We start from the raw sequence: 12,619 nt of genomic DNA, 5'->3' as shown, positions 1-12,619 counted from the left end.
GACGGGCACCGCCCGTCGCGCAGACGGGCACCCCGTCGTACAGAGGAAGAAGGCCCGCAGTGTCCGCAGGGAAGTCGAGCGCCGCCATCCGGTACACCGCGCTGCGGCTGGCGATCTTCGTCGGCTGCCTCGTCGCCGTCGCCGGCCTCGTGCAGGTCGGTGTCGTGCCCAAGGGGCTCGGGGACGCCAACTTCGCCTGGGTGATCCTGCTCGCACTCGTCGTCTCCGCGCCGCTCAGCTTCGTCCTGCTGCGCAAGCAGCGCGAGGCGATGTCGCAGCAGATCTCGACCAAGGTCGACAAGGCCAAGTCCCGCCTGGAGGCGAACCGTTCGCAGGAGGACGGCGCCGCGTAGCGCCCCGCCGGGGCAGCCCCGGCGGAGGGGACCACCGGGAGTCGCGCATGGCCGGAACGGCGGCCTTGACTCCAAGGGGAGCTTTGAGGTTCTCAAAGTTCAAGTGTTAACGTATCGGCGTGAAGACATCAGTGCGCCCCCATGACCCCGCGAGCACCCTGCTCGTGGCGCGCCTGCATGTCGACCTCTGCCGCTGTACGTCCGCGGTCTGTTGCTGCTGAGAGGCCACCTTCGAGAGGCCCGGCCTCCCAGGTTCGACCCGGCACCACGCCTTGCGGCGGCGCCGCGCTCCCACGCGCCGCACCCCGTTCCCCGAAGTCCCCCAACGCCCCTCCCTGGAGTGCGTCCGTGTCCGCGAACACCGCGTCCACCCCTGCCGGCGAGCAGTCCGGCACGGGTCCCCGCATACCCCTCCCGAAGATCCCCTTCTGGGCCCAGATCGCCGCCGGCCTCGTGCTCGGCGTCCTCCTCGGCTGGCTCGCCCGCAGCCAGGACGTGTCCTGGCTGAAGGACACCCTCGACCAGATCGGCTCGATCTTCGTCCAGCTGCTGAAGCTGGCCGTCGCCCCGCTCGTCTTCTTCGCCATCGTGGTGTCGATCACCAACCTGCGGAAGGTGAACAACGCCGCGCGGCTGGCCACCCGCACGCTGCTGTGGTTCATGATCACCTCGCTGATCGCGGTGGCCATCGGCCTCACCATCGGCCTGCTCACCGACCCCGGCGCGGGCACCGGCCTGACCCCGGCCGACGGCCAGGAGCCCAAGAACTCCGGCTCCTGGATCGACTTCCTCACCGGCGTCATCCCCACCGACGTGATCACGCCGTTCACCGAGCTGAACGTGCTCCAGATCGTCTTCATGGCCGCCGTCGCCGGTGTCGCGGCGCTGAAGCTCGGCGAGCGCGCCAAGCCCGTCCTGGAGCTCAGCGAGTCCGTGCTGGAGCTGCTCCAGAAGGCCCTGTGGTGGGTCATCCGCCTCGCCCCGATCGGCACCGTCGGACTGATCGGCTACGCCATCGCCGACTACGGCTGGGACCTGATCGGCAAGTACGCCACCTTCACCGCCGACGTCTACATCGGCTGCGCCCTGGTGCTCTTCGGCGTCTACCCGCTGCTGCTGGCCTTCGCCGCCAGGGTGAACCCGGTCCAGTTCTTCCGGGGCGCCTGGCCCGCGATCCAGCTCGCCTTCGTCTCCCGCTCCTCCGTCGGCACCATGCCCGTCACCCAGAAGGTCACCGAGCGCCTCGGCGTTCCGCGGAACTACACCAGCTTCGCGGTCCCCTTCGGCGCCACCACCAAGATGGACGGCTGCGCCGCCATCTACCCGGCGCTCGCCGCGATCTTCATCGCGCAGATCTTCGACGTGCAGCTCGGCATCCAGGACTACGTGCTGATCGCCTTCGTCTCCGTCGTGGGCTCGGCCGCCACCGCCGGTCTGACCGGCGCCACCGTGATGCTGACCCTCACCCTGTCGACGCTCGGCCTCCCGCTGGAGGGCGTGGGCCTGCTCCTGGCCATCGACCCCGTCCTCGACATGATCCGCACCGCCACCAACGTGGCCGGCCAGGCGCTGGTCCCGGTGGTCGTCGCCGCCCGGGAGGGCATCCTCGACCGGGACGCCTACGACAGCGCGACCTCCTCGCCGCTCGACGAGATCACCTCCGGCCGTGAGGACGCCGGGCAGGCGGCACCCGTCCCCGCCGCCGTGTAGCCCCGCACCCCGGCACCGCGCCGGCGCCCCGGACCGCCCCCGGTCCGGGGCGCCGGCGCGTCCCGGCGCGTCAGCGGCGGCGGGCGTGGTGCAGCAGGACCACCCCGTTGCCGTAGGTGCGGGTGGCGACCAGGTCGAGGTCCCGCCGCTCCTCGCGCGGCGACCGGAACAGCGGCCGCCCCCGCCCGAGCAGCACCGGGTGGACCAGGATGCGGAACTCGTCGACCAGGTCGTGGCGGAGGAAGGTGTCCGCGAGGTCGGCCCCGCCGAGGGCGAGGTCGCCCGGCGCGGCGTCCCGCAGCGCCGCCACCTCCTCGGGCACCACCTCGTGCACCACGGTGGTGTTCCACTCCGTCGAGCGCAGGGTCCGCGAGTACACCGTCTTGGGCAGCGACCGCCAGATGCCCGCGAACTCGGCGACCGCGGGGGAGGCGCCGGGATCGGCGTCCGCGGTCGGCCAGTACCGGGCCATCAGTTCATGGGTGACGCGCCCGCTGAGGAGGCCGCGCATGCCCCGCACCACCCGGTTCAGATCGGAGTGCAGCTCCTCGTCGACCCGGCCCCAGCCGATGTCGCGGTCCTCGGTCTCCATGAACCCGTCGAGGGAGACGGACATCATCAGGACGATCTTTCCCATGCGGACTCCGCCGTTCCCGTGGAGGTCCCGCCGCGCCGTAGTCTTACCGCGGAGTAAGCGCCGGGGCGGGAGGATTGGTCGACGATGGGTGCTGTGAAGGGCGTGCGGGCCAAGCGTATGCCGCGGGAAGTGCGCGAGCAGCAGATGATGGACGCCGCCGTGCAGACCTTCGGCCGACGGGGTTACCGGGCCGCCTCGATGGACGAGATCGCCGAACTGGCCGGGGTGTCCAAGCCGCTGGTCTACCTCTACCTGAACTCCAAGGAGGAGCTGTTCGTCGCCTGCATCCGGCGCGAGGCGGCCCGGCTGACCGAGGCGGTGCAGGCCGCCGCCGAACCGGGCCTGGCCCCCGACCGCCAGCTGTGGGCGGGGCTTGAGGCGTTCTTCCGGCACACCGCGGAGAACCCGGACGGCTGGTCGGTCCTGCACCGCCAGGCGCGGACCCACGGCGAGCCCTTCGCCGCCGAGGTGGCCGCCATGCGCGAGGAGATCGTCGCCTTCGTGACCGCGCTGATCGCCGCGGCCCGCGAGGGCACGCCGGCCGCGGCCGGGCGCGGCGGGGAGCTCGCCGGGCGGGACGTCGAGGGCCTGGCCCAGTCGCTGGTGGGGGCGGCCGAGTCGCTCGCGGGCTGGGCCAACGACTCCGGCGGCCTCACCGCCAAGGAGGCGGCCGCGACGCTGATGAACTTCGCCTGGACGGGCCTGGGCGGCCTGATGCGCGGGGAGCGCTGGACCCCCCGATAGGGCGCGTCCGGCGGACCGGCGCCGGTGCGGGACCCCTGGCGGGCCGTCCGGCGGATCACGGCCGGGGCGCCTCGCGAGGACGGCGGACCGGCACCCTCACACGCCCCGGGGAGCACGGCGTCTTCATGCGCCCCCGGGCCTCTCGGCCGCGGCGCGGCGGGTGCTGCCCTCGACACGGGTCCGGCCGCCGCCGCTGAGCCGGAAGGCCGTGCCGTCCGCCGTCGGTGCGGCGGCGTAGTCGACCGCACCCGGCAGGAGCACCGGCGCCCGGAAGGCCGCCTGCGCCCCCGCGGCGGGGCCCTCGGCACGCTCCGCCTCGGCCAGGCAGCGGGCCAGGCTCCACATCCCGTGGGCGACGGCGCGGCGGAAGCCGAACGGCCGTGCCGTCAGCGCGTGCAGATGAACGGGATTGCGGTCGCCGGAGGCTGCCGCGTAGCGGCGTCCCAGATCCCCGGGCAGCTCCCAGCGGGCCAGGCCGGGCGGCTCCGGTGCGTCCCGGTCCCGGCCGCGGTCCCGCTCGCCGGGAGCCGTGTCCGGGGTCCCGGCGCTCCCCGGCGGTGCGTCCGGGGCGGCGGTCCGGTGGCGGGCCAGGTAGCGGCTGCGGGACACCCAGACCGGTTCCCCGCCGATCCGCGCCTCGGTGACCACGACCACCTCGGTGCCGCGCCGGTGCGGCACCAGGGACTCCGCGTGCACATGGAGGTCGGGGCGGTCGTCCGCGCGCAGCGCCGGTCCGGTGCGCGCGAGTTCGACGCGGGTGTGGACCAGGCCGGGGAGCGGCAGCGGGAAGGCCCGCTCGGCCATGATCCGCAGGGCCAGCGGAAAGCCCAGGACGTGCGGGTAGAGGAGCGGCAGGGGCGCGCCGGGCCCGCCGCGGGGGAGCCCGCAGACCTCCGCGTAGGCGGCGAGCCGGGCGGGGTCGGTCCGGGCGCCGGCCAGGACCAGCCGGGTCCCCGGAAGGGCGGCACCGGCCGCCGGGCGCTTGAAGGGCGCCAGGGCCGCGGCCCCGGCGAGCAGCGGTGCCAGGGGCGGGGCGGCGGCCAGGGTGATCGTCCGGGCCGCGGTCATGCCCCCGGCCCGCTCCGGCCGAGGCCCGGGAGGCGGCCCTGGGCCCTGCCGGTGGACGAGGGACGGCGGTGGGCCATTGTCCTGCTCCCTGCCCGGTCGTAGATTTACTGGGCAGTAAGTTTACTCGGAAGTCAGCAACTGGTCGAGGGGTCCGGCGCCTCCCCCGCGGGCGCCCGCGCCCCCTCTCCCGCCGGTCCGCGGGCCCACTTCGGCCCCGGTGACCGGCCTCCGTTCCGTCCGCCCGCAGCCCGCCCCGATCGATCGACCCGGCACCACCCGCCGCACGCACCCGCCTTCTACCGAGGAGCCGCACGTGTCCGTCGAAACGGTCCGCCCCGCCGGTGCACCCGCCCCCGTCGAGCCGCGAAGGACGCTGGTGAACGGAGTCGTCCGGGAGGTGAGCGTCCCCCCGCTGGTGCCGCCCCCCGCCCGCGGCTCGCTCGCCGACATCCCCTTCGACAACGAGCGCGAGGCCCCCCGGGAGGCCGTGCTCGCCCGCAAGGACGCGCACGGCACCTGGCGCGACGTGAGCGCCGCCGCGTTCGCCGCCGAGGTCCGCGCCGTCGCCAAGGGCCTGATCGCCATGGGCCTCAAGCCCGGCGACCGCCTCGCGATCATGGCCCGCACCACCTACGAGTGGACCCTGCTCGACTTCGCCGGCTGGGCCGCCGGGCTCGTCACCGTCCCGATCTACCCGACCTCCTCCGCCTTCCAGACCCGCTGGATCCTCCAGGACTCCGGCGCGGCCGCCTGTGTCGTCGAGACCGTCGACCAGGCCCGGACCGTCAGCCAGGAGCGCCGCGGGCTTCCCGGGCTGGACCACCTGTGGGTGGTCGACACCGGCGGTGTCGACCAGCTCCGAACGGCCGGGGCCCGGGCCCGCATCCCCGACGCGCTGGTCACCGGCCGCCGGGAGGGTCTCACCCCGCAGTCCCCGGCCACGCTGATCTACACCTCGGGCACCACGGGCCGCCCCAAGGGCTGCGTCCTCACCCACGGCAACTTCTTCGCCGAGGTCGACAACGCCGTCGAACTGCTCCACCCCGTGTTCAAGGCGGTCAGCAGCGACCCCGCCTCCACCCTGCTGTTCCTGCCGCTCTCCCACGTCTTCGGCCGGATGGTCGCGGTCGGCTGCCTGCGCGCCCGGGTGCGGCTCGGCCACGCCCCCTCCCTCGCGACGGAGGACCTGCTCGCCGATCTGGCGGGCTTCCGGCCGACCTTCCTGCTCGCGATCCCCTACGTGCTGGAGAAGGTGTTCAACACCGGCCGGGCCACCGCGGAGAAGATGGGCCGAGCGGCCTCCTTCGACCGCGCCGCCGGGGTCGCCCGGCGCTACGGGCAGGCCCGCGAGGCCGCCGAGCACGGCACCGGACCCGGTCCCTCGCTGCGTCTGCGCGCCGCCCGCGCGCTCTACGACCCGCTCGTCTACCGGCGGATCCGCGCCGCGCTCGGCGGCCGGGTGCGGTACGCCGTCTGCGGGGGCTCCCCCCTGGGACGGCGGCTGGCCTCGTTCTACGCGGGTGCCGGCGTCCAGGTCTTCGAGGGGTACGGCCTCACCGAGACCACCGCGGCCGCCACCCTCACGCCCCCGCTGCGGCCCCGGCTCGGCACGGTCGGCTGGCCGCTGCCCGGCACCGCCGTGCGGATCGCGGACGACGGCGAGGTGCTGCTGCGCGGCGGGCACGTCTTCGCCGGGTACTGGGACGCGGAGCGCGGGGAGCCGGTCCCGGTGGCGGAGGACGGCTGGCTGGCCACCGGTGACCTGGGCAGCCTCGACGCCGACGGCTATCTGACCATCACCGGCCGGAAGAAGGACATCCTCATCACCTCGGGCGGCAAGAACGTCGCCCCGGCACCGCTGGAGGACTGGCTGCGCGCCCATCCGCTGGTGGGCCAGTGCATGGTGGTCGGCGACGCCCGCCCCTACGTCACCGCCCTGATCACCCTGGAGCAGGACGGGCTGGACCACTGGCTGCGGATGAGGAGGAAGACCGGGCTGCCGATGGCCGCGGTGGTGGAGGACGGGGAACTGCTGGAGGCGCTCCAGCGGGCCGTGGACGAGGCGAACCGCCTCGTCTCGCGTGCCGAGTCCATCCGCCGCTTCCGGGTGCTGACCGGCGACTTCACGGAGGCGAGCGGCCACCTCACCCCGTCGCTCAAGCTGCGCCGCACCGTGATCGCCCGGGACTACGCCGCGGAGATCGAGTCCCTGTACCGCTGACCGGGTCCGCACCACCGGTCCGGCACCCGTCCGGGTCCGCACCACCGGACGGGCGCCGGACAGGCAGGAGCCCTGCCCCGTACGGCGTACGGGGCAGGGCTCCTTGGGTACTGCTACGTCGTGCGCGATCGCCGACCGTTGGCCCTTAGGCCGGGGTGACGTTCTCCGCCTGCGGGCCCTTGGGGCCCTGGGTGACGTCGAAGTTCACGACCTGGTTCTCCTCGAGGGAGCGGAAGCCAGACGCGTTGATCGCGGAGTAGTGGACGAAGACATCCGGGCCGCCGCCGTCCTGGGCGATGAAGCCGAAGCCCTTTTCAGCGTTGAACCACTTGACGGTTCCGGTAGCCATAAGCCCTCCTTGGGCCAAAGGGTTGCCCTGCTCCAGAACCTGCAAGAAGTCTGAAAACGACAAAAGCCTGCGGGTTACATGCTCCGCAGGCTCTGTACTGCAAGGGAAACCAAACTGCAACTTGCGTCGAGCCTAGCACGCAGCGTGCGCGAAGCGGTAGAGGCAAAGATCACGTCACCCGTACGTCTGACACGGCGCCCCCCGGCTGACGTGCACCTGCTGGGAGGAGGGCCGACATGCGGGGCCCGCCCCCGCCGCGGAAGGAGCCGCTCCGCGGGGCTAGCCTCACGCTGTGGACAGTCTTGGTGAAAGCACAGCGGACGGCATCCCGCGCAGTCGGCCGCGGGTCGGTCACATCCAGTTCCTGAACTGTCTCCCGCTTTACTGGGGGCTGGCCAGAACGGGAACTCTTCTCGACCTGGAGCTGACGAAGGACACCCCGGAGAAGCTCAGCGAGCGCCTGGTCCGCGGCGAACTCGACATCGCTCCGGTCACCCTCGTCGAATTCCTCCGCAATGCCGACGACCTCGTCGCATTTCCCGATCTTGCGGTCGGCTGCGACGGCCCGGTGATGTCCTGCGTGATCGTCTCGCAGTCCCCGCTGGAGGAGCTGGACGGGCGGCGCGTCGCGCTCGGCTCCACCTCCCGCACCTCGGTGCGGCTCGCGCAGCTGCTGCTGGCCGAGCGGTACGGCGTGGCGCCCGACTACTTCAGCTGCCCGCCCGACCTCGGGGTGATGATGCAGGAGGCCGAGGCCGCCGTCCTGATCGGCGACGCCGCCCTGCGCGCCTCCCTGCACGACGCCCCGCGCCTCGGCCTCCGGGTGCACGACCTGGGTGCGATGTGGAAGCAGTGGACGGGGCTCCCGTTCGTCTTCGCCGTGTGGGCCGCGCGGCGCGACTACCTCGCCCGCGAGCCCGTCGTGGTGCGCAAGGTGCACGAGGCGTTCCTCGCCTCGCGGGACCTGTCGCTGGAGGAGGTGGCCAAGGTCGCCGAGCAGGCCGCCCGCTGGGAGAGCTTCGACGCGGCGCTGCTGGAGCGGTACTTCACCACCCTGGACTTCCGCTTCGGCCCCGACCAGCTCGCCGGGGTGCGGGAGTTCGCCCGGCGCACCGGGCCGACCACCGGCTTCCCCGCCGACGTCCGGGTCGAACTGCTCGCTCCCTGAGGGCCGCCCGGCCCCCGGGGCGGCCCGGCCGCCCGCGGGGGGCGCGGTGCCGTGTCGTAGCCTGGACCGGTCCGTTCCACCGCAGAAGTAACGCCGAAGGGTGACGCCCGGTGACCGAGAAGGCCGACCTCCAGTCCGTCCTGGACCGCGCCGCGGGCGGCGGCCGGATCACCCCCGGGGAAGCCCTCGACCTGTACCGCTCCGCGCCCCTGCACGCCCTGGGCGCGGCCGCCGACGCCGTGCGCCGCCGCCGCTACGCGGGCACCGGGCACATCGCCACGTACATCATCGAGCGCAACATCAACTACACCAACGTGTGCGTCACGGCCTGCCGGTTCTGCGCCTTCTACGCCGCGCCGAAGGACACCGCCAAGGGCTGGACCCGCGACCTCGACGACATCCTGCGCCGCTGCGCGGAGACCGTCGAGCTGGGCGGCACCCAGATCATGTTCCAGGGCGGCCACCACCCCGACTTCGGCGTCGAGTACTACGAGGAGCACTTCTCCGCGATCAAGAAGGAGTTCCCCCAGCTGGTGATCCACTCCCTCGGCGCGTCCGAGGTGGAGCACATGGCCCGGATCTCCGGCGTCTCCGTCGAGGAGGCCGTCAGCCGGATCCACGCCGCCGGGCTCGACTCCTTCGCCGGGGCGGGCGCCGAACTCCTGCCCGCGCGCCCGCGCAAGGCGATCGCCCCGCTGAAGGAGTCGGGCGAACGCTGGCTGGAGATCATGGAGATCGCCCACGGCCTCGGCGTGGAGTCCACCTCCACCATGCTGATGGGGACCGGCGAGACCAACGCCGAGCGCATCGAGCACCTGAGCATGATCCGCGAGGTGCAGGACCGCACCGGCGGCTTCCGCGCCTTCATCCCGTACACCTACCAGCCCGAGAACAACCACCTGAAGGGCCGCACCCAGGCGACGCTCTTCGAGTACCTGCGCATGATCGCCATCGCGCGGATCTTCCTGGACAACATCGCCCACATCCAGGGCTCCTGGCTGACCACGGGCAAGGAGGTCGGCCAGCTCTCCCTGCACTACGGCGCCGACGACCTGGGCTCGATCATGCTGGAGGAGAACGTGGTCTCCTCCGCGGGCGCCAGGCACCGCTCCAACCGCCTGGAGATCATCGACCTGATCCGCAAGGCGGGGCGGGTCCCGGCCCAGCGGAGCACCACCTACGAGCACCTCGCGGTGCACGAGGACCCGGCGGACGACCCCGTCGACGAGCGGGTGGTCTCGCACATCTCCTCCACCGCGATCCAGGGCGGCACCGCCCACCCCGAGCTCAAGCTGCTCGCCGCCGACTGAGGCGCCGGGCCGCCGTGCTGACCCTCCACACCGCGGAGCTGCTGCTGCCGGGCCACGGACTGGTGCCGCTGCCCGGCGGCGCGGTCGCCGTCCGCGGACGCGAGATCGCCGCCCTGGGCACGTCCGCGGAGCTGGCCGGGCGCTTCCCCGGCGCCCGGGTGCGGCGCTGGCCCGGCCTGCTCACCCCCGGCCTGGTCAACCCCTGGGGCCCCGAACTGCTCGAAGGGGCCTACCACCCCGACCCGCGCGAGGCCGCCGAGCTCGGCACCGAGCCGCTGACCGGCGCCGCGCTCGACGCGCTCGCGCTGACCGGCACCCGGTGGGGCGGCAGCGCCCGCCGGGGCGTCCAGCGGATGCTGGCGCACGGCACCGTCGCCGTCGCCGGGACCCTTGAGCGGCCCTTCGCCCGGGACGCGGTGGACCGCTCCGGCCTCGCCCGGAGGCAGCGGTCCGCCGCACCGTCCGGACCGGTCTCCCTCGACCCCCTCGCGGGCCGTACGGCCCTCGCCCCGGAGGTCTTCGCCGCGGCGCGGCTGTCGGAGGGCGCCCCCGCCGCGTTCGCCGTCTTCGACGTCCTCGGCCCCGGCGGGGCCGCACCCGGCGCCGACCCCTGCGCGGCCCTCGCCGCCCGGGGCGCGGGGCGCTGCGTCGCCACCGTGCTCGGCGGCCGGCTGGTGCACCGGCGCCGCTGAGCGCCCGCCGCCCGCACGCCCCCGCCGCCCCTCCCCGCGCCCGGGCGCCGCCCCCGGGCTGCTTCAATGGGCTGCGTGACGCGAGCAACCCTGGACAAGCAGCCGCACGAAGTCGCCTCGATGTTCGACGACGTGGCGGCGAACTACGACCTCACCAACGACGTGCTCTCGCTCGGCCAGGACCGCCGCTGGCGCAGGGAGGTCGCCCGGGCCGTCGACGCGCGCCCGGCGCAGCGGGTCCTCGACCTCGCCGCGGGCACCGGCACCTCCTCGCTGCCCTTCACCCGCGCCGGCGCCTACGTCGTGCCCTGCGACTTCTCCCTCGGCATGCTCCGCGAGGGCAAGCGCCGCCACCCGTGGCTGCCGCTCACCGCGGGCGACGCCACCCGGCTGCCCTTCGCCGACGACGTCTTCGACGCCGTCACCATCTCCTTCGGGCTCCGCAACGTCCAGGACACCGACCGGGCCCTGCGCGAGCTGTACCGGGTCACCAAGCCCGGCGGCCGGGTGGTCATCTGCGAGTTCTCCCACCCGACCTGGGCCCCCTTCCGCACCGTGTACGAGGAGTACCTGATGCGGGCGCTGCCGCCCGTGGCCCGCGCGGTCTCCTCCAACCCCGACGCCTACGTCTACCTCGCCGAGTCCATCCAGAGCTGGCCCGACCAGCCCGAACTCGCCGCCCGTCTGAAGGGGGCCGGCTGGGCGAAGGTCGCCTGGCGCAACCTCTCCGGCGGCATCGTCGCGCTCCACCGCGGCACCAAGCCCCGCTAGGAACCGCACCATGGAACAGCAGGCGGTCGCCGTCGACTACCAGGCCGTCCTGGAGCAGATCGCCCACGACGTGTCCCCGCTGCTCGGCTCCGGACGCCCGGCCGAGTACATCCCCGCCCTCGCCGGGGTGGACCCGGCGCGCTTCGGCATGGCCGTCGCGGACCTCCAGGGGAACGTGTACGGCGTCGGGGACTGGCGCCACCCGTTCTCGGCCCAGTCCATCACCAAGGTCTTCACCCTCGCCCTGGTGCTCGCCGCCGACGGCGACGCCCTCTGGCGTCGGGTGGGCCGGGAGCCGTCCGGCAACCCGTTCAACTCCCTGGTGCAGCTGGAGTACGAGAACGGCATCCCGCGCAACCCGTTCATCAACGCCGGGGCCCTGGTCGTCACCGACGCGCTCCAGAGCCTCACCGGCGACGCCAGCAGCGAACTGCTGGAGTTCCTGCGCGAGGAGAGCGGCAACAAGGAGCTGGCCTTCGACCCGGAGGTGGCCGCGTCGGAGGCGGGCCACGGCGACCGCAACGCCGCCCTGGCCCACTTCATGGCCTCCTACGGCAACATCGCCGGGCCCGTGCCCGCCCTCCTCGACCACTACTTCTGGCAGTGCTCGATCACCACCAGCTGCGCGGACCTCACCCTGGCCGCGCGCTTCCTGGCCCGGCACGGGCTCCGCGCCGACGGCAGCAGGCTGCTGTCGCGCAGCCAGGCCAAGCAGATCAACGCCGTGATGCTGACCTGCGGCACCTACGACGCGGCGGGCGAGTTCGCCCACCGCGTCGGCCTGCCCGGCAAGAGCGGGGTCGGCGGCGGGATCGTGGCCGTCGTCCCCGGCCGCTGCACGCTGTGCGTCTGGAGCCCGGGACTGGACGCCCGCGGCAACTCGGTGGCGGGCGTCGCCGCGCTGGACCGCTTCACCACCCTCACGGGGCTGTCGGTCTTCTGACACGCCCGGCGACGGCACGGGAGCGCGGCGGCGCGCCCCCGTGCCCGGCCCCGGCTTCCCGTGCCCGGCTCCGGCTCCCCGCCCCCGGGCTCCCCGTGCTCAGCCCTCGCCGAGCCTCAGCCGGAAGCAGTACCCCTCCCGCCCCGCCACCGGGGTGCGGAAGGTCTCGGCCAGCTCCATGCCCAGCCGCCGGGTCACCGCGATCGACCGCTCGTTGCGCGCGTCCACCATCGCCACCACCTCGGGCACCCCCGCCTCGCGGACCCGCTCCACCGCGGTGCGCGCGGCGGCCGTCGCATAGCCCCGCCCCCACGCCCGGCGCGCCAGCCGCCACCCGATCTCGATCTCCCCGACCGGCCCGAACCCCTCGTGCGGCCACGGCTGGGCGCCGGTGAAGCCCACGACCTCGCCGTCCTCGTCGAGGACCGTCCACAGGCAGAAGCCCCGCTCGGCGTCGTGGCGGCGCTGGCGCGCGGTCAGCTCCTCGTACACCGACAGCTCCGCCGGCCGCCCCCCGTGGAACTCCATGACGTCGGGGTCGGCGAACACCCGGTGCCACGCCAGCGCGTCCTCGTCGGTGGGCACACGCAGCGCTATCACGGGCAGGGGCCTGTCGGTCATGGAGGAGCCCTTCGGTCGACGACGGCGTACGC

The 12,619-nt window shown here is 73.8% G+C and carries 14 protein-coding genes; 10 read left to right on the top strand and 4 right to left on the bottom strand.

Annotated elements, in window-relative coordinates:
- Window positions 1–59: 59 nt before the first annotated feature.
- From NPS70_RS25620 to NPS70_RS25615, 3 genes are all read left to right on the top strand, one after another.
- On the top strand, window positions 60–353 hold the full coding sequence (locus NPS70_RS25620) for a DUF4229 domain-containing protein (protein ID WP_256526788.1): 294 nt from the start codon (window positions 60–62) through the stop codon (window positions 351–353).
- Window positions 354–484: 131 nt separating this feature from the next.
- The gene (locus NPS70_RS28955) at window positions 485–574 is read left to right on the top strand and encodes a putative leader peptide (protein ID WP_360643500.1); all 90 of its coding nucleotides are present in this window, start codon (window positions 485–487) and stop codon (window positions 572–574) included.
- Window positions 575–701: 127 nt separating this feature from the next.
- A complete protein-coding gene (locus NPS70_RS25615) occupies window positions 702–2,063 on the top strand; it encodes a dicarboxylate/amino acid:cation symporter (RefSeq protein WP_256526787.1) in 1,362 nt (453 codons plus the stop codon).
- A gap of 70 nt (window positions 2,064–2,133) precedes the next feature.
- Here NPS70_RS25615 and NPS70_RS25610 read toward each other — a convergent pair whose 3' ends face one another.
- Complete coding sequence (locus NPS70_RS25610) at window positions 2,134–2,700, bottom strand: dihydrofolate reductase family protein (protein ID WP_256526786.1); 567 nt, start codon at window positions 2,698–2,700, stop codon at window positions 2,134–2,136.
- A gap of 84 nt (window positions 2,701–2,784) precedes the next feature.
- Here NPS70_RS25610 and NPS70_RS25605 point away from each other — a divergent pair, with 84 nt between their 5' ends.
- Entirely contained in the window at window positions 2,785–3,444 is a 660-nt protein-coding gene (locus tag NPS70_RS25605) for a TetR/AcrR family transcriptional regulator (RefSeq protein ID WP_256526785.1), read from the top strand.
- 123 nt (window positions 3,445–3,567) lie between these two features.
- Here the strand turns inward: NPS70_RS25605 and NPS70_RS25600 are convergent, their stop codons facing one another.
- Window positions 3,568–4,512, bottom strand: coding sequence for a MaoC/PaaZ C-terminal domain-containing protein (locus NPS70_RS25600; RefSeq protein WP_256526784.1), 945 nt, complete (start codon window positions 4,510–4,512; stop codon window positions 3,568–3,570).
- Window positions 4,513–4,825: 313 nt separating this feature from the next.
- Between NPS70_RS25600 and NPS70_RS25595 the strand changes: the two genes are divergently transcribed.
- Window positions 4,826–6,733 carry a long-chain fatty acid--CoA ligase gene (locus NPS70_RS25595; protein WP_374212056.1) on the top strand — a complete coding sequence of 636 codons (1,908 nt, stop codon included), beginning with the start codon at window positions 4,826–4,828 and terminating at the stop codon, window positions 6,731–6,733.
- A gap of 145 nt (window positions 6,734–6,878) precedes the next feature.
- Here the strand turns inward: NPS70_RS25595 and NPS70_RS25590 are convergent, their stop codons facing one another.
- Entirely contained in the window at window positions 6,879–7,082 is a 204-nt protein-coding gene (locus NPS70_RS25590) for a cold-shock protein (RefSeq protein ID WP_003967102.1), read from the bottom strand.
- A 292-nt stretch (window positions 7,083–7,374) separates the two neighbouring features.
- Between NPS70_RS25590 and NPS70_RS25585 the strand changes: the two genes are divergently transcribed.
- The 5 genes from NPS70_RS25585 to NPS70_RS25565 all read left to right on the top strand — a co-directional run bounded on the left by NPS70_RS25585 (window position 7,375) and on the right by NPS70_RS25565 (window position 11,966).
- Window positions 7,375–8,250, top strand: a complete 876-nt coding sequence (locus tag NPS70_RS25585) for a menaquinone biosynthesis protein (protein ID WP_256526783.1) — start codon at window positions 7,375–7,377, stop codon at window positions 8,248–8,250.
- A 110-nt stretch (window positions 8,251–8,360) separates the two neighbouring features.
- On the top strand, window positions 8,361–9,560 hold the full coding sequence (mqnC, locus tag NPS70_RS25580) for a cyclic dehypoxanthinyl futalosine synthase (RefSeq protein WP_256526782.1): 1,200 nt from the start codon (window positions 8,361–8,363) through the stop codon (window positions 9,558–9,560).
- Window positions 9,561–9,574: 14 nt separating this feature from the next.
- Entirely contained in the window at window positions 9,575–10,252 is a 678-nt protein-coding gene (locus NPS70_RS25575; protein ID WP_256526781.1) for a hypothetical protein, read from the top strand.
- 75 nt (window positions 10,253–10,327) lie between these two features.
- A complete protein-coding gene (locus tag NPS70_RS25570) occupies window positions 10,328–11,023 on the top strand; it encodes a demethylmenaquinone methyltransferase (RefSeq protein WP_256526780.1) in 696 nt (231 codons plus the stop codon).
- 10 nt (window positions 11,024–11,033) lie between these two features.
- On the top strand, window positions 11,034–11,966 hold the full coding sequence (locus tag NPS70_RS25565) for a glutaminase (protein ID WP_256526779.1): 933 nt from the start codon (window positions 11,034–11,036) through the stop codon (window positions 11,964–11,966).
- A 99-nt stretch (window positions 11,967–12,065) separates the two neighbouring features.
- Here the strand turns inward: NPS70_RS25565 and NPS70_RS25560 are convergent, their stop codons facing one another.
- Entirely contained in the window at window positions 12,066–12,587 is a 522-nt protein-coding gene (locus NPS70_RS25560; protein ID WP_256526778.1) for a GNAT family N-acetyltransferase, read from the bottom strand.
- Between the last annotated feature and the right edge of the window lie 32 nt (window positions 12,588–12,619).

The organism is Streptomyces sp. C10-9-1, from assembly GCF_024497955.1.
GTDB classification, from domain to species: Bacteria; Actinomycetota; Actinomycetes; order Streptomycetales; family Streptomycetaceae; genus Streptomyces; species Streptomyces sanyensis.
Note: the sequence above shows the minus strand (reverse complement) of the source record. Positions and strands in the feature narration are given on the sequence as shown.